The sequence below is a fragment of the Caballeronia sp. KNU42 genome (assembly GCF_053760385.1).
In genome coordinates, this window is sequence record NZ_CM132388.1 from 147,346 (window position 1) to 167,585 (window position 20,240).

At 60.4% G+C, this 20,240-nt stretch carries 21 protein-coding genes, 1 tRNA gene and 1 riboswitch; of the genes, 11 read left to right on the forward strand and 11 right to left on the reverse strand.

Annotation, left to right across the window (positions count from 1 at the left end; translation table 11 throughout):
• Positions 1–76: 76 nt before the first annotated feature.
• From ACSOSP_RS00545 to thiC, 4 genes are all read right to left on the reverse strand, one after another.
• Positions 77–1,675, reverse strand: a complete 1,599-nt coding sequence (locus ACSOSP_RS00545) for an L-lactate permease (RefSeq protein ID WP_455308966.1) — start codon at positions 1,673–1,675, stop codon at positions 77–79.
• 598 nt (positions 1,676–2,273) lie between these two features.
• Positions 2,274–2,711 carry a hypothetical protein gene (locus ACSOSP_RS00550; RefSeq protein WP_455308968.1) on the reverse strand — a complete coding sequence of 146 codons (438 nt, stop codon included), beginning with the start codon at positions 2,709–2,711 and terminating at the stop codon, positions 2,274–2,276.
• A 256-nt stretch (positions 2,712–2,967) separates the two neighbouring features.
• Positions 2,968–3,180 carry a glycine zipper 2TM domain-containing protein gene (locus tag ACSOSP_RS00555; RefSeq protein ID WP_455308970.1) on the reverse strand — a complete coding sequence of 71 codons (213 nt, stop codon included), beginning with the start codon at positions 3,178–3,180 and terminating at the stop codon, positions 2,968–2,970.
• A gap of 342 nt (positions 3,181–3,522) precedes the next feature.
• Positions 3,523–5,454 (reverse strand): phosphomethylpyrimidine synthase ThiC, encoded by a 1,932-nt coding sequence (gene thiC, locus ACSOSP_RS00560; RefSeq protein ID WP_455308972.1) that lies wholly within the window; start codon positions 5,452–5,454, stop codon positions 3,523–3,525.
• A gap of 258 nt (positions 5,455–5,712) precedes the next feature.
• Positions 5,713–5,841: riboswitch (TPP riboswitch) on the reverse strand.
• Between the two features lie 79 nt (positions 5,842–5,920).
• Between thiC and ACSOSP_RS00565 the strand changes: the two genes are divergently transcribed.
• From ACSOSP_RS00565 to ACSOSP_RS00575, 3 genes are all read left to right on the forward strand, one after another.
• Positions 5,921–6,211 carry a hypothetical protein gene (locus ACSOSP_RS00565; protein WP_455308974.1) on the forward strand — a complete coding sequence of 97 codons (291 nt, stop codon included), beginning with the start codon at positions 5,921–5,923 and terminating at the stop codon, positions 6,209–6,211.
• A gap of 3 nt (positions 6,212–6,214) precedes the next feature.
• Positions 6,215–7,339, forward strand: coding sequence for an EamA family transporter (locus ACSOSP_RS00570; protein WP_455308976.1), 1,125 nt, complete (start codon positions 6,215–6,217; stop codon positions 7,337–7,339).
• A 466-nt stretch (positions 7,340–7,805) separates the two neighbouring features.
• Positions 7,806–9,419: a Fic family protein gene (locus ACSOSP_RS00575; RefSeq protein ID WP_455308978.1), complete on the forward strand. Its 1,614-nt coding sequence runs from the start codon at positions 7,806–7,808 to the stop codon at positions 9,417–9,419.
• A 164-nt stretch (positions 9,420–9,583) separates the two neighbouring features.
• Here ACSOSP_RS00575 and ACSOSP_RS00580 read toward each other — a convergent pair whose 3' ends face one another.
• Positions 9,584–9,724 (reverse strand): entericidin A/B family lipoprotein, encoded by a 141-nt coding sequence (locus tag ACSOSP_RS00580; RefSeq protein WP_031363847.1) that lies wholly within the window; start codon positions 9,722–9,724, stop codon positions 9,584–9,586.
• A gap of 12 nt (positions 9,725–9,736) precedes the next feature.
• On the opposite strand from ACSOSP_RS00580, the gene ACSOSP_RS00585 reads away from it, so the two are divergent.
• Positions 9,737–9,952 carry a hypothetical protein gene (locus ACSOSP_RS00585; RefSeq protein WP_455308979.1) on the forward strand — a complete coding sequence of 72 codons (216 nt, stop codon included), beginning with the start codon at positions 9,737–9,739 and terminating at the stop codon, positions 9,950–9,952.
• A gap of 102 nt (positions 9,953–10,054) precedes the next feature.
• On the opposite strand, the gene ACSOSP_RS00590 is transcribed toward ACSOSP_RS00585, so the two are convergent.
• Positions 10,055–11,461: a sensor histidine kinase gene (locus tag ACSOSP_RS00590; RefSeq protein WP_455308980.1), complete on the reverse strand. Its 1,407-nt coding sequence runs from the start codon at positions 11,459–11,461 to the stop codon at positions 10,055–10,057.
• A gap of 218 nt (positions 11,462–11,679) precedes the next feature.
• Here ACSOSP_RS00590 and ACSOSP_RS00595 point away from each other — a divergent pair, with 218 nt between their 5' ends.
• From ACSOSP_RS00595 to ACSOSP_RS00610, 4 genes are all read left to right on the forward strand, one after another.
• Positions 11,680–11,856: a DUF1328 domain-containing protein gene (locus tag ACSOSP_RS00595; protein WP_031363849.1), complete on the forward strand. Its 177-nt coding sequence runs from the start codon at positions 11,680–11,682 to the stop codon at positions 11,854–11,856.
• Positions 11,857–12,013: 157 nt separating this feature from the next.
• Positions 12,014–12,607 carry a ferritin-like domain-containing protein gene (locus ACSOSP_RS00600; RefSeq protein ID WP_455308982.1) on the forward strand — a complete coding sequence of 198 codons (594 nt, stop codon included), beginning with the start codon at positions 12,014–12,016 and terminating at the stop codon, positions 12,605–12,607.
• A gap of 115 nt (positions 12,608–12,722) precedes the next feature.
• Entirely contained in the window at positions 12,723–13,355 is a 633-nt protein-coding gene (locus ACSOSP_RS00605; RefSeq protein WP_455308984.1) for a response regulator, read from the forward strand.
• Positions 13,356–13,368: 13 nt separating this feature from the next.
• On the forward strand, positions 13,369–13,794 hold the full coding sequence (locus ACSOSP_RS00610; RefSeq protein WP_455308986.1) for a response regulator: 426 nt from the start codon (positions 13,369–13,371) through the stop codon (positions 13,792–13,794).
• Between the two features lie 26 nt (positions 13,795–13,820).
• Here ACSOSP_RS00610 and ACSOSP_RS00615 read toward each other — a convergent pair whose 3' ends face one another.
• From ACSOSP_RS00615 to ACSOSP_RS00625, 3 genes are all read right to left on the reverse strand, one after another.
• On the reverse strand, positions 13,821–15,029 hold the full coding sequence (locus tag ACSOSP_RS00615; RefSeq protein WP_455308988.1) for an MFS transporter: 1,209 nt from the start codon (positions 15,027–15,029) through the stop codon (positions 13,821–13,823).
• A 204-nt stretch (positions 15,030–15,233) separates the two neighbouring features.
• Complete coding sequence (locus ACSOSP_RS00620) at positions 15,234–15,605, reverse strand: hypothetical protein (RefSeq protein ID WP_455308989.1); 372 nt, start codon at positions 15,603–15,605, stop codon at positions 15,234–15,236.
• A 276-nt stretch (positions 15,606–15,881) separates the two neighbouring features.
• Positions 15,882–15,966: transfer RNA gene (locus tag ACSOSP_RS00625), tRNA-Leu, on the reverse strand.
• A 292-nt stretch (positions 15,967–16,258) separates the two neighbouring features.
• Between ACSOSP_RS00625 and ACSOSP_RS00630 the strand changes: the two genes are divergently transcribed.
• The 3 genes from ACSOSP_RS00630 (at position 16,259) to ACSOSP_RS00640 (ending at position 17,690) form a co-directional block, all read left to right on the forward strand.
• Entirely contained in the window at positions 16,259–16,381 is a 123-nt protein-coding gene (locus tag ACSOSP_RS00630; protein ID WP_455308990.1) for a hypothetical protein, read from the forward strand.
• Between the two features lie 188 nt (positions 16,382–16,569).
• Entirely contained in the window at positions 16,570–17,151 is a 582-nt protein-coding gene (locus ACSOSP_RS00635) for a TMEM175 family protein (RefSeq protein WP_455308991.1), read from the forward strand.
• Between the two features lie 74 nt (positions 17,152–17,225).
• Positions 17,226–17,690 carry a metallophosphoesterase family protein gene (locus ACSOSP_RS00640; RefSeq protein ID WP_455308992.1) on the forward strand — a complete coding sequence of 155 codons (465 nt, stop codon included), beginning with the start codon at positions 17,226–17,228 and terminating at the stop codon, positions 17,688–17,690.
• A gap of 120 nt (positions 17,691–17,810) precedes the next feature.
• Here ACSOSP_RS00640 and proP read toward each other — a convergent pair whose 3' ends face one another.
• Complete coding sequence (proP, locus tag ACSOSP_RS00645; protein WP_455308993.1) at positions 17,811–19,277, reverse strand: glycine betaine/L-proline transporter ProP; 1,467 nt, start codon at positions 19,275–19,277, stop codon at positions 17,811–17,813.
• 629 nt (positions 19,278–19,906) lie between these two features.
• Complete coding sequence (locus ACSOSP_RS00650) at positions 19,907–20,182, reverse strand: oxidative damage protection protein (RefSeq protein ID WP_455308994.1); 276 nt, start codon at positions 20,180–20,182, stop codon at positions 19,907–19,909.
• Positions 20,183–20,240: the final 58 nt, after the last annotated feature.

A 20,240-nucleotide genomic window follows, 5' to 3' on the forward strand; every position in this document is an offset into this window, starting at 1 on the left:
CCCGCATTCCCGCGCGGCAGGAACATCGACGTTCAAAACAGCCCGTTAAAAAACAAGAAACCCGTCCGCAATCCCTTCAATGCGGAATCATCCACGTCAGCACATTCTGCTGCAGCCAGACCAGTACACCCAGCACCAGAGTCAACAGAATGGAGTGCTTGAATGTCTTCGCAAATACCACGCCTTCCTTGCCTTTCAGTTCTGTGGTGGCGACACCCGTCGAGATGTTTTGCGGCGAGATCATCTTGCCCATCACGCCGCCGGATGAATTCGTCGCTGCCATCAGGATGGGATTGAGATTGAGCTGGCGTGCCGCGACCACTTGCAGATTGCCGAACAGCGCATTACCCGATGTGTCGCTGCCGGACAGGAACACCGCCACCCAGCCGAGGAACGCCGAGACCAGCGGGAAGAGCGCTCCCACTGACGCCACGCCGAGTCCCAGCGTGTAGTTCATGCCGGAGTAGTTCATCAGGTACGCGAGCCCGACGATGGTCGCGACCGTCAGGATGGCGATGCGCGTTTGCACCCACGTATCGCCGATCGCCGCGCCGAATTCGCTCGCCGGCAGCCGCACGATCAGGGCGGTAATGATCGATGCAACCAGGATCGCGGTGCCGGTCGCGAGCGGTTGGAAGTCCCAGATCGCGCCGTACGGCTGGTTATAGAGCGTGATGAAGACGGCTTTGTCGAGACCTGGCCACGGCACCTTGACATCGCCGATCAGGAAGATCTTCGCGACCGTCCACACGATCACCACGACCGATACCACGATCCAGGGCACCCATCCATGGCCGCCTGAAAGCTTGCCGCGGACTTGCGCTGCCCTATCCACGTTGACGGCGAAGCGTTCGTCGTGGGCAGGTTTCCAGACGCGCAGGAACGCGATCGTGAGAATCAGTGAAACCATCGACGCGAGCACATCTGTGAGCGAGTAGCTGATGTAGTTCGACGTGACGAATTGCGTGAGCGAGAACGTTCCGCCGGCCACCAGCAACACCGGCCAGATCTTGAGCATATTGCGAAAGCCCGCGTACACGCCGATCACATAGAACGGCAGCAGCAGCGCGAAGAGCGGCAACTGGCGGCCGACCATCTTGGCGAGCAGGTCAGGGGAGAGATGGGTCACGGCGCCGAGCACGGTGATCGGCACGCCAAGCGCGCCGAACGCGACCGGCGCAGTGTTGAAGATCAGCGTGAAGGTCAGCGCTTCGAGCGTCGGAAAGCCGAGCAGGATCAGCAGTGAACTCGTAATGGCGATCGGCGTGCCAAACCCGGAGATGCCTTCCAGCAGCGCGCCGAAGGAGAAACCGATCACGACCAGCACAATGCGCCGGTCGTTCGGGAGGTTGTCGATCATCCATACCCGGAACGCTTCGAAGCGGCCCGAACGCTGCGCGATGTTATAGAGCAGGATCGCGGTGAATACGATCCACATGACCGGCCAGACGGCGAACACGGCGCCTGCCGCGACCGAATCAATTGCCAGGCCCACCGGGAAATGCCACACGGCGATAGCTATCACTACGCCAACGATCAGTCCGGCGAGCGACGCTTGCCAGGCAGGCCGGCGCGCCCAACCGAGCAGAACCAGCACGACTGCAATAGGTAGCACGGCGACGAGAAAGGACAAGCCGAGTGAGCCGCCGACAGGCGTCAGAATCTGATGAAACATAGGGTCTCCTTGCTTTTATTTTGCTGAACGCGTGGCGTTCTCCGGTCATGGCGACCGGTTTTCACTGCCCCGTGAGCTTCGTTCGCTTGCGAAAAGGAAAAGCGCGGCGTCGCCCAACGCACCTTTGCAAGTAAGCGTTTGCCTAATGCGTCTGGACTAAGGATAGAACGAGGATGGCGTGCGTCAAAGAAGGATTAACCATACCTTCGGGATAATCCGACGCTTTAGCGCGTGGTGGGTTCACGCGGATCAGAAGCACCGGTCTCGGGCGAGTCCGGTGAAGCGCGGCGCAATACCCAGACGGAGATCACGCCAAGACAGGCGGCAAGCCAAAGTAGGACCAGCGCGAAGACCAGCATGGTGACGATTCCTGTGGCGGCAGCGCCCGGGGCGGCGAAGCGAGCAGGTATTTCAGCGAAAAGCGTGCCATATCACACCGGCTGCCACGGAATCGCCGGTGAAGCGCTGCTGACGTGATCGGACATCGCGGACAACAAGCGTTCAGACAAGCAAACCGCGCTATTGCAGCGTGGTTCATGTGAAAGCATTACATCGAACGGGTAAGCTCGTCCATGCTTAAAAGCAGAGAGCGACCCGTTCAGTGACGATAATAATGTCCGCGCCCGCCGCCGCCGTACCAGCCGAAGCCGACCGACAGCGAAGGACCGTAACCGTATGCGGGATAACCGTAGCCACCGTAATAGGCCGGATAGGGCGCGTAGACCGGATAGCTCGGGTAATAAGCGGGATACGGCGCATAGGCAACAGGCGGCGCGTCGACGTATTGCGGTGTTGTTGATGCATACGCGGACGCGGGGGTGTTGTCGGTGCCTTGATAGCTTTGCGTATAGCCGGAGGCGGGCGCCCCTACTGGCGTGACAGGAATCTCCTGCTGCGTTTGTGCTGTGCTGACTACCGGAGTACCCGCGTAGGGTGGATAGGCCGGGTAATAGCCATACGAACCGTACGGCACGTAGTAACAAGCGCTCAAGCTCAAAGCGCCCACAAGGGCGGATAGTGCGAGCTTCGGGCTCATGATGCGACTCCTCATTGCGTCGAAACGCGGCCGTTCGAATGAACGGAATGTCAGGAGCCTAGCGCATCGCTGAAACGCGGGAAAGTACGGGGGCGCCACCCAATGTTTCGATCTGTTTCGCAGGACTGGATTGTGGGCGCGCCAGTGAGTCGCCTAAGCGACGAGCTCGGTTGCAGCTGATCGACGTGTAATTGAAGGGCGGCGATCGGGCAAGGCGAGCTGGATAAATACTCATCCGGCTCGCCAGCTTATCAACCTACTTGCCGACCTGGTTACCGATCAGGCCGCCTGCGGCCGCCCCACCCACCGTCGACAACGCACTGCCGCCCAGCGCTGCGCCCGCCACGCCGCCGATACCCGCGCCGACGGCTGTATCGCGTTGGCGGGTGCTCATTTGATCGCATGCAGACAGGCCGCCGAGAAGTGCGGCGATGAGAGCAGCAGCGCCAATCTGTTTGATCTTGTCCATTTCAACTCTCCAAAACGATGAATCACGAAGGTCTGACGGGTTGCTGTTAAACCGGCGAGGCTCCAGGTCGCGCATCCAGCATATCCAGCACATGCCGCGCATCATTTGCGCTGAGCGGATGAGCCTGACTGTCCACGTCCAACCCGGTGGCGAAAAGACAGTGCTTGCCGATCCTTTCAACGTAAGAGCAGAAACAGTGCCCGACCGTCGTATTCAGCAGGTGAATATGGAGTTATGCGGCCTCCAAAACGCAAAAGCGGCCTGTCGCATATGGCATGCGACAGGCCGCTTCACGTGTCACCGGATCGCCGCGCCTTTGCGGCGCGCGTGGCTTGATCCTTCTTACGTGCGCTGGTAGATCTCAGCGCCCTTTTTCACGAACTCGATCGCCTTCGTTTCCATGCCTTGCTTCAGCGCTTCGATGTCCGATACCCCTTGCTTCGCCGCATATTCACGGACGTCCTGGGTGATCTTCATCGAGCAGAAATGCGGGCCGCACATCGAGCAGAAATGCGCGACTTTGGCCGAGTCCTTCGGCAGGGTTTCGTCGTGGAATTCGCGCGCCTTGTCCGGATCGAGACCGAGGTTGAACTGGTCATCCCACCGGAATTCGAAACGCGCCTTGGAGAGCGCGTTGTCCCGCACCTGAGCGCCCGGATGACCTTTCGCCAGATCGGCGGCGTGCGCGGCGAGCTTGTACGTGATGATGCCGGTCTTCACGTCGTCCTTGTTCGGCAAACCGAGATGTTCCTTCGGCGTGACGTAGCAGAGCATGGCCGTGCCGAACCAGCCGATCATCGCCGCGCCAATACCCGACGTGATGTGGTCGTAACCCGGGGCGATATCCGTGGTGAGCGGTCCAAGCGTGTAGAACGGCGCTTCGTCGCAGCAGTCCAGTTGCAGGTCCATGTTCTCCTTGATGAGCTGCATGGGCACATGGCCCGGACCTTCGATCATCACCTGCACATCGTGTTTCCACGCGATCTGCGTCAACTCGCCGAGCGTCTTCAGTTCGCCGAGCTGGGCTTCGTCGTTGGCGTCGTAGATCGAGCCGGGACGCAGGCCGTCGCCGAGCGAGAAGCTCACGTCGTAGGCCTTCATGATTTCGCAGATGTCTTCGAAGTGCTCATACAGGAAGCTTTCCTTGTGATGAGCCAGACACCATTTCGCCATGATGGATCCGCCGCGCGACACGATGCCCGTCATGCGGTTCGCGGTCATCGGCACGTAGCGCAGCAGCACGCCGGCGTGGATCGTGAAGTAATCGACGCCTTGCTCCGCTTGTTCGATCAGCGTGTCGCGGAAGATTTCCCAGGTCAGGTCTTCGGCCTTGCCGTTGACCTTTTCGAGCGCCTGGTAAATCGGCACCGTGCCGATGGGCACCGGGCTGTTGCGGATGATCCACTCGCGCGTTTCGTGAATATGCTTGCCGGTCGAAAGATCCATGACCGTGTCGCCGCCCCAGCGGATGGCCCACGTCATCTTGTCGACTTCTTCGCCAATCGACGATGTCACCGCCGAGTTGCCGATGTTCGCGTTGATCTTCACCAGGAAATTGCGGCCGATGATCATCGGTTCGCTTTCCGGGTGGTTGATGTTCGCCGGGATGATCGCGCGGCCGCGGGCGACTTCCTCGCGCACGAATTCGGCCGTGATTTCCTTGGGCGCGTTGGCACCGAAAGCCTGGGCGCCGAACGCCTGGCCCGGATGCTGGCGGCCCATCATGGCGGCGAGTTTTTCGCCGTTCGGACCGCTTGTACGCAGCGATTCCAGATATTCAGCACGGCGCTGGTTCTCGCGGATCGCGATGTATTCCATTTCCGGCGTGATGATGCCCTGGCGTGCGTAGTGCATCTGCGAGACGTTCTTGCCCGGCGCGGCGCGCCGCGGCGTGCGATGCAGGCCCTTGAAACGCAGGTCGGCGGTGGCCGGATCGGCGGCGCGCTCACGGCCGAAATTACTCGAGAGGCCACCGAGCGATTCCGTATCGCCACGTTCTTCGATCCAGCCCTGGCGTACGGCCGGCAGACCCGAGCGGATATCGATTTTCGCTTCCGGGTCCGAATACGGGCCGGAGCAATCGTAGACATAGACCGGAGGATTTTTTTCGCTGCCGAAACTTTCGTTGGTGTCGGATTGCGTGATTTCCCGCATCGGGACACGGATGTCGGGGCGTGAACCCGTCACGTAGATCTTGCGCGAGTTGGGCAGCGGCGCGATGGCGGCAGCGTCGACGACAGCGTCGTCGGAGAGGAATTTCGGATTGGCGTTCATGCGGCTCTCCTTTGTCGACCGGTGTTGGCGCTTCAGCGCTTACTCCGGTCCCATGCAGATGTTTGCGGGGGACGGGTGTTTCCCAGCCGGCCGGCGAAAAACGCCACGCGCACGAAAATGCACCAAATGGCACGAGAGCGCACGAGATCGGCTGAGTCAAACGCTAGCTGCGGGAGACCGGAGAAAAGCAGAGAAGGAGGCGGGCGGACTTGGCGGGGATGCGCGAGGAAGAGTAAAACCCAAGAAAGACCCCAAGCGCTGCAAAATCCGAACGCTTCCCTGCGCTGGCATTATCCAGATCAGGTTCAAAGGGTATTTCTCACCCGCGACACACGGACAATCCGGTGACAGATTGCGATGTGCAGCGCAGGACCCCCGCGTTAGCAGCCGCAACAATACACCTCGCCGTAGCGTGTTGGCAACCATCTGTAACACTCACGCGTGCGTATGCATGGCTTACTGCATAATGGCGACCACCGTGTTTTCCCGGATGCGGCCGACATTTTTCACCGATCGGTCCGGCAAACTCGCGGCGGCTCCTGCCGGCTTTTCAAGCCGTTATCGAGCTTCGGCACGTTGTTGCCCGACCCCTTTTTCTGCTTCCGACATGTTGTCCTGCCTTGCCCGTTTTGCCGCGACGCTCAAGCGGCATGCGCGCCGTTCCTCGCTTCCCCTCGTTTCGGGTGAAGCGAAACCGGCGGTTGTAAGCTTGGCCGTTTGGCCGGCTGATGCTTCAATCATCTTCGTCGCGGAGTAACGGATGTCCACACCGTTGCCGCCGCGATTGCCGGGTTCCGATTCGCCACCACAGCAGTTCGTGCCGCCCCATTCGCAGCCCTCAGCCGATGTGCTGCCGTTTCCGCATGCAGCGGCCGACGCGGCATCAGTGTCTGCATCGCCGTCATCGGATGGCTCGCCGGGCGTGACGAGCGCGCAACCTTCGCCCGATACCGATACCCGCGAGCGTCGCCCGTTCAACCTTCCCGGCCGCTTCCCGTTCCGGCTTCCGGCGACGCACGGCGGCCGCGTGGCGCTTGCCCTTTGCGTGGTGTACCTCGTATGGGGTTCCACCTACATGGCGGTGCATCTGTCGCTGGAATCGTTTCCGCCGCTGATGCTGTCCGGCTTGCGCAACCTGTTCGCCGGCATTGGTTTATTCATCTTCGCCGCGCGTCGGGACCCGGTCTGGCCGACTTTCGCCGAAGTGCGCAACGCCGCGGCGGTCGGAACGTTGCTGGTGGGTTTATCGAGCGGGATGCTCGCGTTCGGCATGCGCACGGTCGAGACCGGTACGGCTGCCGTCATGGTCGCGACCGTGCCGTTGTTCGCCACGGTGATCGCGGCCATTGCAGGCCGCAAAGTGGCGAAGGGTGAGTGGATCGCGGTCGGCCTTGGATTGGTCGGGATTGCGTTGCTGAATCACGGTGATCCGTCGTCGGGTTCAACCGCGGGTAGTCTCGCGATCCTTTGCGGCGCGGTTTTCTGGGCCGCCGGCTCGTTTCTCGCGGGGCGTCTGAAGCTGCCGTCCGACCTGCTGGTATCGACGGCTCTGCAGATCAGTCTTGGCGGCGCGATGGCGACAATCGTTGCTTGGGTGTCGGGCGAACGTATCGTGAGCATGGGGTTCACGCCGTTTCTGGCCTACCTCTACCTGATGCTGGTCGGCTCGATGGCCGCGTATGTCGCGTATGCATACTTGATACGCCATACGAGTCCGATTATTGCCAGCAGCTGCATGTACGTGAATCCCGTGGTGGCCGTGGTGATAGGCGCGCTGTTTCTCGGCGAAGTGATCACGAAGTGGACCGTGATGGCGACCCTCATCATCCTGGCGAGCGTGGGTTTGTCGTTTTGGTTCGATTACAAGAGGCGCGGGCTGGTTTGACGTCGGCGTGGCGGCCGGAAGTACAAAGACGGCGGACCGTTTCGGAAGATTCCGGAGAAACGGCCTGCCGTTTTTTATGACTTGAGCGGATCACCGGAGAAGACAGTCCTCAGACCTGGCTATCGTTCGACCTGATCGAAACCCGCTTATGCGCGCCGTCGAACAGGCGGACAGCACGTCCGCCACGTCCCTGAACGGCCTGCGGCCGCATGATTTGGGGATCTAAAATGCGCGAAAAAATCGGAATTGTGACGTCGATTTACACGCAACGAACTCCGTGCACTGCCGGCGGATATCCTTTGTAGGAATGGCTTTTGCCAGTTTTGACCCCGCCTTCATCCTTAAAAAAAGCACAAAACTCTAATTATAGTAAAGCACAAAAGTCGAGTTATAGTACAACACAAAACTCTGGATATAATACGACACAAAACTCTAATTATGGTCTGAAGTCTCCGGAGCGAACCGCGTGGCTGCGCCCAACGAAAAACTGGCTTCTTCCCTGTCGATCCTCAAAGCGCTGCAGGACAGGGGCCTTTCTGTATTTCAGGTAAGTGCGCATCCCGAGCTCACTCGCACGCACCGTGAGCGGCTCCAGAATGCCGGTTTCCTCAAGCTGGTCATTCAAGGCTGGTATCAGTCGAACAATCCGGAAGACGGTGAGGGCGATTCCACGCACTGGTACGCGAACATGGAAACCTTCGTGGCTGCGTACGCCCACTCCAGGTTCGCGGACCAGTGGCAGGTCAGCCCCGAGCTTTCGCTCCTGAAGCACAGCGGCCACACGAGCATCGAAAAGCAGGTCCTGCTGTACTCGCCGCTGGCGACCAACCAGCCGCAAGCATTGCCTCACGGCTGTTCCATGTTCCTCTATCGAACCAAGCCTGACATGCTGGTGGACGGCCGCGCGCCGAACGCGAGCGGACTCATGCTGCTCCCTGTGCCGGAAGCGCTGATTCGGGCAAGTCCGAGTTTTTTTCACACGCATGAGCTCGCCGCGCAGATCGTGACCCGTCAGGTCGACATCAGTACGCTGACCTCCCGATTGCTCGAGGGAGGTCACAGTGTTGTTGCCGGCCGCATGGCGGGGGCGTTGCGGGCCGTCGGCCGGGATCAGGATGCCGACCAGCTCCTCGATACCATGAAAGCGGCGGCCTACGTCGTTATCGAAGGTAACCCGTTCGAGCGGCCGCTGGCCCATATTGGCGGCCGGATGAACGAGTCGCCGTACGTGCAGCGCATCCAGGCCATGTGGTCGGGCATGCGCGATATCGTGATCGACCGTTTCCGCGATATTCCCTGCTTGCCGAACCCCGACAGCGAAGCGCTTCTGAACGACATAGAGGCAAGGTACGTCGCGGACGCGTATCACTCGTTGTCTATCGAAGGGTATCGGGTCAGCACCGACCTGATCGCGAAGGTTCGCAATGGCGACTGGAGCCCCTTGACCAACAGGGAAGACCGGTTGGCGAGGGATGCCATGGCGGCTAAAGGTTATGCGGAGACCCATGCCCGGGTCCGCTCCCTGATCGGACGGGTAGTGGCCGAAGCCAGCGATCCTTCCGCCACCCTCAAGCGAGATTTTTCACAGTGGTACGTGACGCTGTTTTCGCCAAGCGTGACCGCGGGTATCTTGAAGGCAAGCGATCTGGCCGGGTATCGCAACAACAACGTGTTTATCCGGAATGCGTTGCATGTACCGCTGGCGCCCGAAGCCGTACGGGATTGCATGCCGGCGCTCTTCGACCTGCTGCAGGCGGAAGAGCACCCGGGCGTGCGCGCGGTATTGGGTCATTTCATCTTCGTGTTCATCCACCCGTACATGGACGGCAATGGCCGCCTCAGCCGCTTTCTCATGAACTACCTGCTGACAACAGGCGGCTATCTTTGGACCATCGTGACCGTTCAGTCCCGTACCGCTTATCTGGCGGCGCTCGAGCAGGCCAGCACATACCGGAACATCAAGCCTTTCGCCGATTTGATTGGCGGCCTTATCGAATCGCAGGCTGCCGAGCCAATCGAGCGCATCACGCAACGTCCCGAGGCGGGCAGCTGGACAGCTTTACCGCCTGCTTCCAACTGATGTGCGTTCACGAGTTTTAGCCGAGACAAAAACAAAGAACCTCCGCCAGCGGAGGTTCTTCTTGATCGAGTTTCATGTCAGCGTTTCGTTGTCGGCATACAGACACAAAGCCCGGGAGCCGATGAAGACAGCCGTCAGCAACTATCCGGCGCTGCCTTCTTCACTTACTCCGCGTTGTGCTTGTCGGCCGAATTCGTAATTGCGTTGCCGCCCTTCGAGAGGTCCTGGCCGGCGCCGGCCACTGTATTGCAAGCTGCGAGTGCGGCAGTTCCGGCGATCAACAGCAAAGCGATGAGTCGAGTCATGAGCAATTCCCCTTGAGTTTGATGCGGGTACGCTGGCCGTTTGGCCATGAACACGTACCCGATGTTCGAATCCCGGCCGCCCTGGTGTTCAGCAGCGGCCTTGGCTACGACCGATCCTTGAAACGGTTTTGCCAGGTTTGGAACGACAAGAAAACCATGGCGGCTACCGCTTCGATCGACCACACCGGTCTGATGAATCATAAAAAACTGCGCCTTCGCAAGCTGTAGGCGTCGATGTTTTTATTGCGTAGGCGCGCTCTGCAAGTTGTGTCGGCGTCGTCCTACAGGTGCTGCCCAAGCGCCAATAAAGAGCTGGCGGACGATACATCTTCAAGCATCGAAGTTACGTGCGCGGGGCATGGTGACGCGGATATCGGTGCCGTGCGGCTCACGTCGTTCGATCTCGATACGGCCGCCGCGCGCGCTGACCCGCTGGCGCATGCCCAGCAGTCCGTGCGTGTGCGTGCGCTGCAGATCCTGTGGGCGGATACCGACGCCGTCATCGGAGATATGCATGGATACCCGCTCGTCATCCAGCGCCAATGCAATCGACACGCTCGATGCGCACGCGTATTTGGCCGCGTTCGTCAGCGATTCCTGCGCGACCCGGAACAACGCGATTTCGACTTCTTCGCCGAGCTTGATATCGTCGGCGGGGAGCGCGAGCTCGAGCGTCCAGCCGGTGCGTTGGGCGGTTTCATCGGCGAAGGTGCGCAACGCCGTGACCAGCCCGAAATTGGCCAGAACGGTCGGCCGCATATCCTCGATAATCCGCCGCTTCAGCGCAATCCCCTGATCAAGATTCGCCAGCGCGCGGCCAAGTTTCTCGGCCATCGCGGGCTCGGCGCCCTTGAGCTTGTTGTTGACCCACGCCACATCCATCTTGCTCGCCGTCAGGATCGCACCGAGTTCATCGTGCAGTTCACGGGCAAGCTGGGTTTTCTCGTTTTCACTCACCGACTGCAAATGCCACGCGAGCGCCTCAAGCTGCCGCGTGCGGTCGAACACGAGCTGATCGAGCTCTTCTTGCTGCGTAATCAGTTTTTGCTGCACACGGTCTTGCTTGTCCAGCTGGATACCGAGATTGCGAAACAACAGCAGGAACAACACGATATTCAGCGCGCACAATGCGCCCACGCAGACCGTGGAAATGCGCTGGTCGGCACGGCTTGCGTCGAGCGCCGACTGCGCCCGGCGCTCTTCATTCAGACGCAGCAGGGCGAGCGCGCTGTCGAGGATATCGCTACCCGATGCGGTGTCTGAACCGGAGCGAGCCGCGAGTCCCGCGTTGATCCGCGCATCGAGGATCGTGCCGACCTGCTTGAAACTGGCGAGCGCGGTGTCGTCCGCTTTGCGCCGATAGTAAGCATCCAGCGATGCAACCGTTTGTTTTATCCTCGCCGCCGCTGCGCTGTAGTGGGCGGTGTAGGTGTCGTCGGGCGCCAGGCGAAACGCGCGTTCATCGGCAGTCAGCGACGCGATGTCCGCCGCCAGCGCGGTCAACTGCGTGGTGGCGCCTTTCGCGTCGAGCGCGGTCTCGTATTCCGCAGCAATCCGCATGCGGCCGGATTCGAGTATCACGAGGCCGCCAACGGTAATCACGATGGCGACGGTCATCGCGACGGCCCAACTCCAGCGGCGCATCCAACCGTTCAGACGCGTGCTGAACCGGGTTGCGCGCCGCGTGACGCCCGCTTGCGGATTCGCCGCGCCGCCTTCGTGCAAAGAGGAAGTCATAGGAAGCAGCCGGGTTTTCTGTCCGGCCAGTGTAACTTTTCGCGCCGTGCCGGGCTGATCGAATTACGGTGATTAGCGCTGGATTGGCGTCAGCCCGAATTAGATTGAAAGCGCTTGTAGGTGATGTCCTACACGAAAACCGGCGGGCATCCAGATGCCGGTTCTTACCTGCCTCGCTAACATCCTGTTACCAGTCCAATCATTTTGGGGAACCGATCATGTTGAAGTGGGCATTGTTTTTCGCCATTGTCGCCATCGTCGCGGGCTTGCTCGGCTTCACCGGCGTGGCAGCGGGTGCGGCCAGCATCGCGAAGTTCCTGTTCGTGCTGTTCCTGATCTTGTGCGTGGTGTTCCTCGTGCTCGGTTTTATCGTGACGAAGAAGATAGTCGATTAGCGGTCTTAAACTTCGCTCGTTTGCGCGAGCAGGCACGCCGTATGCGGGCGATGCAAAGAGTGACTGAGGACGGCGGTCCGGGCCTATATCCGGCGAGGCTGCCGTCACGAACCTGTCCAACCGCCGAACAAAGATCCATTCTCTCTGGAGCACATCAATGTCGAAATCCTCTGCTGTAAAAGCTGCACCGGCCCAATCGAAGGAAGCTGGCGGCAAGTCCGATCCGTTCGTACTGGACATGGAAAAAATTCGCGCCAACGCGCGTCAGCACATGGACGATGGTTCGGTCACGTCGACCTATGGCGCCGACAAGGAAGTCGTCCTGAAGCTGCTGAACGATTCGCTCGCAACGGAGATCGTCTGCACGCTGCGCTATAAACGCCACTATTTCATGGCGAAGGGTATCCATTCGGAGGCTGTCGCTTCGGAATTCGCGCAGCACGCGACCGAAGAGCAGGAGCACGCCGACACCATCGCCGAGCGCATCGTCCAGTTGGGCGGTGAGCCGAATTTCGCGCCCGAGAGCCTCGCGTCGCGCGCGCATTCCGAGTACAAGGAAGGCGCCAACCTGATCGATATGATTCGCGAGAATCTGATTGCCGAACGGATTGCGATCGACACGTATGCCGAAATCATTCGCTACCTCGGCGAAAAGGATGTCACCACGCGCCGGATTTTCGAATCGATCCTGGCGGTCGAGGAAGAGCACGCCGACGACATGGCCGACCTGCTGGATGGCCTCGACGGCTGATCGCGTGTTTGCTTTAAAACATGACTGAAGCTCCAGGGCGACGCGCGTCGGGATGATTCCCGCCGCGCGTCGCCGGTACAACGATTCACCATAAAAATGGCCGCGGGCAGCGCAGATGATTCGAGTGTTGATAGCGGACGATCACGCCATTGTGCGAAGCGGATTCCGGCAATTCGTCGCCGATGAACCCGACATGGAAGTCGCCGCCGAAGCGTCCACCGGCGACGAAACCATTGCGCTCGTACGTGGCAGCGCGTTCGACGTCGTGTTGCTGGACATCGCGATGCCGGATAAAAACGGGATCGACACCTTGCGGGTGATCAAGCAGATTCGCCCGGAGCAGGGCGTGCTTATGCTGTCGGGGTATCCGGAAAGCCAGTACGCGATCAATCTGCTGCGTGCCGGCGCAAACGGGTACTTGAACAAGGACGCGGCGCCGGACGAAATCGTGCGGGCGATTCGGACGGTGGCGCGGGGTCACCGGTACCTGTCGGAATTTATCGCCGACGCGCTTGCCAACAAGCTCGAGAAGCCCGCGACCGAGCGGCCGCACGAAGCTTTGTCGGAGCGGGAGTTCCAGATTTTTTGCAAGCTCGCGGGCGGCCAAATTCCAACGGAGATCGCGGATGAGCTGCATTTATCGGTGAAGACGATCAGCACGTATCGCGCGCGGGTTCTCGAAAAAATGCGGCTCGCGAATAATGCCGATCTCACGTATTACGCGATCAAGAACGGTTTGATCGAGTAGGAGGATGCCCGCCGTGGGCCAACAAACGATCGTCGATAATCCCGGTCTCGCGCACAAGCGGCCGCTGAGCGTGCTGTTGATCGAGGACTCGCCGTTGATCCGGCGCAGCCTGGTGGAAGCGATCGACGCGTCCGGCGAGCTGCAGGTCACCGCGTGGGCGGATACGCCCGAGACGGCGATCGGGCTGCTCGAAGCGGAAAGATTTGATGCGGTGATTGTCGACCTGCAACTCAAGCAGGGCTCCGGCGTCGAGGTGCTGGCATATTTGCAACGCACCGGCATGACCGATTCGGCCTTCGCCGCCGTGCTGACGAACCATGCGCTGCCGGCTTACCGCGAGCGCTGCCTGCAATACGGCGTGCGCCATTTCTTCGATAAATCCCTGGAATTCGACCGCGTTCTCGACGCGTTGCATCATTACGCCCGCGCGCGGGATTAAGCGCGCGCAAGCGTTCTTAGCTCGATTCAAATGCCAGACTCAAGCGCTTTTGAACGGCTTCGCGAATGGCTCAAGCCGGCAAGCCCGGTGGCCGCCAGTCCGGCGATACACACGCCGACCCATCCGAACGCATGCCATGCCAGCGACGCAACAGCCGATCCCGCTGCGCCGCCAATGAAATACACCACCATGTACACGGTATTCACGCGGCTGCGCGCCTCGGGTTTAAGCGCATAGATTCTTGATTGATTCGATATCTGCGCGGCTTGCACGCCGATATCGAGCACGATCACGCCGATCACCAGGCCCACGAGACTACGTCCCGACAGCGCGAACACCACGAACGAGACGGCGACCAGCACGATGCACAGCGACACCACCGCCCGCGGCCCGCGCTTGTCCGCCGACTTGCCGGCGAGCGGCGCGGCCAGCGCGCCCGCTGCACCGACAATGCCGAACAGACCGGCTGCCTGAGGGCCCAGATGAAACGGCTCGCCCGCAAGCAGCAACGTGAGCACCGACCAGAAGATGCTGAACGCTGCAAACAAGGCGCCGCCGGTCATCGATGCCTCGCGCAGCGCCGGCGACTCGACCACGAGATGCCACATCGAAACTAGCAGGCGGCCGTAGGGCAGCGTGGAAGTCGGCTTGCTGCGCGGCAGGCGCATGACCACGAGTACCGCGAGCGCGATGGTCGCGGCCACGGAGGCGCCGTACACGGCTCGCCACCCGAAATACTCCGCGACGAAACCCGAGACCGTACGCGCGAGCAGAATCCCGATGAGCAAGCCGCTCATCACCGTGCCGACCGCGTGACCGCGTTGCGCCGGCGGCGCGAGTTCAGCGGCGAAGGGCACGGCTTGCTGCGCGATAGTCGCCACGATACCCAGCGCCAGGCTCGCGGCGATCAGCACGCCGAGCGTGGGCGCGGCCGTTGCCGCGACAAGCGCGATGCCAAGCGCGGCCAGTTGCAAAAGGATGATCAGGCGGCGGTCGAAGCGATCGCCGAGCGGCGCGAGCAATAACATGCCGATCGCGTAGCCGAGTTGCGTGACGGCGGGCACCGCGCCAATCAGCCCCGCGCTTTCCGGGAACGACGCGCGAAACGCCGCGAGCAGCGGCTGATTCGTATAGATATTAGCGACCGATACGCCTGCGATCGTCGCCCGGGAGTAGTGCTGGTGGTGGGGCTGATGCGGGGCGTGCGAATTTGAATCGGGGGCGGCAGCGGGCATGGGTGAGGGCTCGAGGATTCAACGCGTGAAGCGAGCCGCTGATGATACTAAAGACGACGAGGATTCGCTGGCCGCGGCGTCCCTGCCCGATGCAGGTAGCCGGCATTTGCTGCACATGTCATTGGTCGAGCGCCAAGTCTGCGAAGTACGCGCGTTTGTCTCCGCAACGACCTGGCAACGTCTCGCGAACCGGCCGGACCGGGACTACTCCGTGTCGCTCGCGTCCGGTTTCAACGGGTACTTTGCTGCCAGATCCGCGGGGGTCAGCCACTGGAACGTCTTGAGCTTGTCGCCTTCGAACGTGCATTCGACTGCTGCTTGTATCTGCGCTGTTGTCGTCTTGATGGGGGTCACGCCCGCCGGTGGAATCTTCTTGATGTAGCTGCCTTCGACCACGACACGCGTACCCTGATATGCGACTCGGGGTAACTCGTACGTCAGCTTGGGCTCAGAGGCCGGGTAGGTTTCGACCATCTTGGCCTTGCACTCCTGGCCGTTGCGGTAAGGGGTCGAGCAGCCTGCGGTGCAGGTAAGAACGGCAGCAGCGGCCACCGCATAAAAGGTTCGATGTTTCATGATGGCTCGCGCTAGGTAGGACGCGCAGTCTACTTCAGTCGGTTAAGCGAGGACAGGATGACTGGCGGTTTTGGCATCGATAAGACGGGTCAGCCATGCGCGATCAGCGTCTCTCTCGTTTCCTTCTCGTTTTCTTCAGCCAGCCCGAATGAAATCCAGGAAGGTGCGCAACGGTGCAGATATGTTTCTGTATGAATATACAGCGATCATTGCGCTGCTCTTCGCGCGGCAGCAAAACATCCCATTCTTTCAGGCACGCTCAATGAATCCTGACGCTGGTAGCGGGGACCGGACTTGAACCGGCAAGCCGTTAGGCGGCGGATTTTAAGTCCGCTATGTTTACCAATTTCATCACCCCGCCAAGCGGACGGGATTCTACCATCGGACGGCCGGCGGGCCAATCCAGACAGGCGCCAGCGTATAGCCTGCGCTGCCTTGTGGGGATCGTGCGGCCGGTCTTCATCGGTCGCATAAATCTTTCCGGCACCTTTCACCGTATTCCGCTTGGCAGAAGTTGCGAAAAATATTCTCCCCAACTGCATCCATTCGAACCTGGGCTCGCGTATTCAGGTACATGAAAATCCACTGTCGCTGAGTGGCGCAAGCAACGAGTCCGGGTCAACCGGTCCAGGCATCGATGTCAGGAGGCGAGTATGAAAAACGTTTCTATCGGCGCGTGGCGTGAACGCACGCGCCTGGGACTTGGGCTGGCAATTCTCGCAGCCGGAGCAGGATTGCAACTGCTGCAATGGCTTCATACCTCCATGCCAGGATAGTGTCCGAAGCTTCCTGATGGTTCGATGCATCGCGTTTCATCGATAAACCACAACATCCTTTCTCTCGTTCACGCCAAATCGACAACGCCAGGCTGCTCGCGCATAATTTGCTGCGCGCGGCCAGGGCGAGGCCGTATCAGGGCTATCCAGCCGCGGCGCTAAAACAAGAAAGCACGAGAAAGGACGAAATGGGCACGAATCGGATCGAGGCATTCAGCGACGGCGTGATCGCCATCATCATCACGATCATGGTGCTGGAACTCAAGGTCCCTCACGGCGCCGATCTGGCGTCACTCAGCGCGCTCGGCCCGGTGTTTTGCGCCTACGTGCTGAGCTTCGTGTATGTCGGCATCTACTGGAACAACCACCATCACCTGATGCACGCGGCCCAGCGCGTCAACGGCAGCGTGCTGTGGGCAAACCTCCACGTGCTGTTCTGGCTGTCACTGTTGCCGTTCACCACCAACTGGATGGGCGAGAACCATCTGGCGTCATGGCCCACCGCGCTCTACGGCTTCGATCTCTTCATGACAGCAGTCGCGTGGTTCATCCTCACGCGCGCGCTGGTCAGCCTGCATGGCGCGAACTCGATGCTGGAGCGCGCACTCGGCGCGGATCGCAAGGGCAAGCTTTCGGTCGTGCTGTATCTTGTGGCCATCGCCGCATCGTTTTGGCAGCCGTGGGTGGCTGCCGCCCTGTACGCGATCGTTGCGGTCCTGTGGCTCGTCCCCGACCGGCGCATGGAGAAAGTCCTGTTGACGGAAGAGTGATGACCTGCGGCGCGCGGACTTTGTCGGCATGAACGGTGCTACGCTAGGACCACAGAGTCCTGCGAGCGAAGCTCATGTCACCTGTCATCCGCGTTGGCATCATCTCCGATACCCACAACCTGGTGCGTCCCGAGGCGCTCGATGCGTTGCGTGGCTGCGAGCACATCATTCACGCCGGCGATATCTGCAATCCCGCCGTCCTCGATACACTCAACGAACTCGCGCCCGTCACGGCGGTCCGCGGCAATAACGACTCGGGCGCACGGATCGACGACTTGCCGGAAGCGCTGACGTTTCATATCGGCGCAACGGCGATTCATCTGGTCCACGACATCGCCGACGTTCCGAAGCAACTCGATGGTATCGATGTGGTCGTCACCGGCCATTCGCACAAGCCTTTGATGGAACGCCGGGGCGCGACGCTGTTCGTCAATCCGGGAAGTGCCGGCCCGCGCCGCTTCAAGTTGCCGGTAACGCTCGGCATCATGCTGATCGACAAGGGCGAGGTGCAGGTGGAGATCGTGCCGCTGATCGATTGAATGGCGGGCCGGCGGCAGCGACTACGCAAACAGCAAAGAGGCCATCCAGCGTTCGCTGGATGGCCTCTTTGTTTGGCAACCGAACGAGCGGAAACAACGCCCTTCGATCAGCTTTATGACTTATGCGCGTGCGGTCGCTTCCGGCATCCGGTCGTCCATTTCGGCTGCTTGCCGAACACCTCGCAACACGGCATGGGCTTCCGAGCGCGAACCCACGCACGGCGGCGAACCTTTCAGCGGTTTCCTGGCGGTTTCATGCAGCGCGAGCACCGAGACGATTCCGATCACCGATGCCCCCATCAGGTAATACGCCGGCATCATCAGGTTTCCCGTCGATGAAACCAGCCACGCGGTGACCAGCGGTGTCGTGCCGCCGAACAGCGAAACCGACACGTTGAAGCCGATCGCAAGCGCGCCGTAGCGAATCTTGGTGGGAAAAAGCGCGGGCAATGCCGACGGCATGGCGCCGGTGAAACATGAAAGCAGCACGCCGAGAATCAGCATGCCGCTGAAAATCGGTAGCACCGTGCCCATGCGGATCAGCGTCAGCGCGGGCATCGACAACAACAGCAACCCGACGCATCCAAACAGCATCACCGGCTTGCGTCCGACCTTGTCCGATAGATGGCCGGCGCCGAGCGTCATCGGCATCATCAGCACCATCACGATCAGGACGATGAAAAGCCCATGCGTTTCGTTGAATTTCAACGTGGCGGACAGGTAACTCGGCAGATAGGACAGCGCCATGTAATCGGTCACGTTGAAGATCAGCACCAGCCCGACGCATTGCAGCATCGGCCGCCACTGCTTGACCAACATGTCGCGGAATTGCTCTTTGGGCGTGCTGTGCGCTTCGGTTTCACGCTTGTCGGCTTCGCGCTGGAAGGCAGGCGTTTCTTCAAGCTTCAGCCGGATATACAAGCCGATCAGTCCCATCGGTCCTGCGATCAGGAACGGAATGCGCCATCCCCAGGAGAGCAGCGACTGCTCGGACATCGTTGCAGTCAACACGGCAACACATCCCGCGCCCAACACGTACCCCACGAGCGTACCGAACTCGAGAAAGCTGCCCATGAATCCGCGCTTCTTGTCCGTCGCGAATTCCGCGATGAACGTTGCCGCGCCGCCATACTCGCCGCCCGTCGAAAAGCCCTGGATCAAACGCGCGACGAGCAGCAGGATCGGCGCAAAGATGCCGATGCTTCCATACGCTGGAATCAAGCCGATACAAAACGTGCCGATGGCCATCATGATCATGGTCATCGCCAGCACGCGCTTGCGGCCGATGCGATCCCCCAGCGGCCCGAACACCATGCCGCCGAGAGGCCGCACGAGAAACGCCGCGGCGAACGTCCCGAACGTGGCGATCAATTGAGCGCCCGGATTGGCCGACGGAAAGAACACCTTGCCGAGCGTCACCGCGATATAGCTGTAGACGCCGAAATCGAACCATTCCATTGCGTTGCCGATCGCCATTGCGCCGACTGCGCGCTTGAGCAGCGATTTATCGACGATGGTGATGTCGTCAAGCGACAGGTGTTTTTCGGTTTGCGGTTCTCGCCCGCGGCCGTCGTTCGGAATTGCCATGAAAAAAGCTCCAGGTGTGTGGCCGAGCCGCCCATGGGACGGTTCGGCGTGCGCCAGGCGCACGTTGCCGGGAAAGTGCAGTTTCGCGACGAGGCGTTTTTTCGGTGCGGGCACCGAAAGCGTGAGCCTGCCCGTTGAACGCACGGAAAATGCGTTGACGATGCAATGGGCAATGCCGAGGCCACGCGGCGAGGTCGCGAAATGGCACTTCGTGGGTACTACACGGATAACTACTCGGGTACTACGGGAATAGATGGCTGGACACAGCTAAATTGGGCAGCGGAGGCGCGAGAAGTACGCTAACAGCGCGTCAGTCCGGTTGCGTGCCGTGTCACGGATTGAGAAGGCTTGAGAACAACGTGTCCACGGGCAAATCCAGACCCGGGGAAGCCTCCACAACCACTCGCCGATATCTCGAATTAGCGCTTGAATGAATGCTTCATGCGCGTCATTGCTAAGAAATTGACATTGAATTGCAGTTGGAAAGAAGGAGATGATAGCACGATGCAGGAAGATGCGCAAACGGGCGAGTGGAGAAGGGTGCTCTCGCCCGTTCGAAAAGGCTTCGCAAAAAGATAAAGCCGGCCTCGGAAGGCCGGCTTTTCATCGCCGGGAAACAACGCGCCCGATCAGCCCGGAGTCGGCGGCACGTAGCCTTGAGCGGTATCGGCGCCTTCGCCGAAAAAGTACTTTTCGGTCTGCTTCAGCAGGTACTGGCGTGCGCGCGGATCAGCCATGTTCAGGCGGTTTTCGTTGATCAGCATGGTTTGCTGCTTGAGCCAGCCTTGCCACGCTTCCTTCGATATCGTTTCATAGATCCGCTTGCCGAGTTCGCCCGGCAGGGGCGGAAAGTCGAGTCCTTCGGCTTCCTTGCCGAGTTTCGCGCATTGAATCGTTCGGGCCATCTGTCATTCTCCTGTAGCGGGGTAGCTGGACGCCTCGCGTCGGGCCGCGCATGGGTGC

Excerpts from the sequence above, each read along its gene's own strand:
- ACSOSP_RS00600 (WP_455308982.1), top strand. The coding sequence starts at position 12,014 with ATGTCGAAATCCTCTGCTGTAAAAGCTGCACCGGCCCAATCGAAGGAA.
- ACSOSP_RS00615 (WP_455308988.1), bottom strand. The coding sequence starts at position 15,029 with ATGCCCGCTGCCGCCCCCGATTCAAATTCGCACGCCCCGCATCAGCCC.
- ACSOSP_RS00640 (WP_455308992.1), top strand. The coding sequence starts at position 17,226 with ATGTCACCTGTCATCCGCGTTGGCATCATCTCCGATACCCACAACCTG.
- ACSOSP_RS00630 (WP_455308990.1), top strand. The coding sequence starts at position 16,259 with ATGAAAAACGTTTCTATCGGCGCGTGGCGTGAACGCACGCGCCTGGGA.
- ACSOSP_RS00555 (WP_455308970.1), bottom strand. The coding sequence starts at position 3,180 with ATGGACAAGATCAAACAGATTGGCGCTGCTGCTCTCATCGCCGCACTT.
- ACSOSP_RS00565 (WP_455308974.1), top strand. The coding sequence starts at position 5,921 with ATGGCGACCACCGTGTTTTCCCGGATGCGGCCGACATTTTTCACCGAT.
- ACSOSP_RS00635 (WP_455308991.1), top strand. The coding sequence starts at position 16,570 with ATGGGCACGAATCGGATCGAGGCATTCAGCGACGGCGTGATCGCCATC.
- proP (WP_455308993.1), bottom strand. The coding sequence starts at position 19,277 with ATGGCAATTCCGAACGACGGCCGCGGGCGAGAACCGCAAACCGAAAAA.
- ACSOSP_RS00595 (WP_031363849.1), top strand. The coding sequence starts at position 11,680 with ATGTTGAAGTGGGCATTGTTTTTCGCCATTGTCGCCATCGTCGCGGGC.
- ACSOSP_RS00620 (WP_455308989.1), bottom strand. The coding sequence starts at position 15,605 with ATGAAACATCGAACCTTTTATGCGGTGGCCGCTGCTGCCGTTCTTACC.
- ACSOSP_RS00650 (WP_455308994.1), bottom strand. The coding sequence starts at position 20,182 with ATGGCCCGAACGATTCAATGCGCGAAACTCGGCAAGGAAGCCGAAGGA.
- ACSOSP_RS00605 (WP_455308984.1), top strand. The coding sequence starts at position 12,723 with ATGATTCGAGTGTTGATAGCGGACGATCACGCCATTGTGCGAAGCGGA.
- ACSOSP_RS00590 (WP_455308980.1), bottom strand. The coding sequence starts at position 11,461 with ATGACTTCCTCTTTGCACGAAGGCGGCGCGGCGAATCCGCAAGCGGGC.
- ACSOSP_RS00550 (WP_455308968.1), bottom strand. The coding sequence starts at position 2,711 with ATGAGCCCGAAGCTCGCACTATCCGCCCTTGTGGGCGCTTTGAGCTTG.
- ACSOSP_RS00570 (WP_455308976.1), top strand. The coding sequence starts at position 6,215 with ATGTCCACACCGTTGCCGCCGCGATTGCCGGGTTCCGATTCGCCACCA.
- ACSOSP_RS00545 (WP_455308966.1), bottom strand. The coding sequence starts at position 1,675 with ATGTTTCATCAGATTCTGACGCCTGTCGGCGGCTCACTCGGCTTGTCC.
- thiC (WP_455308972.1), bottom strand. The coding sequence starts at position 5,454 with ATGAACGCCAATCCGAAATTCCTCTCCGACGACGCTGTCGTCGACGCT.
- ACSOSP_RS00580 (WP_031363847.1), bottom strand. The coding sequence starts at position 9,724 with ATGACTCGACTCATCGCTTTGCTGTTGATCGCCGGAACTGCCGCACTC.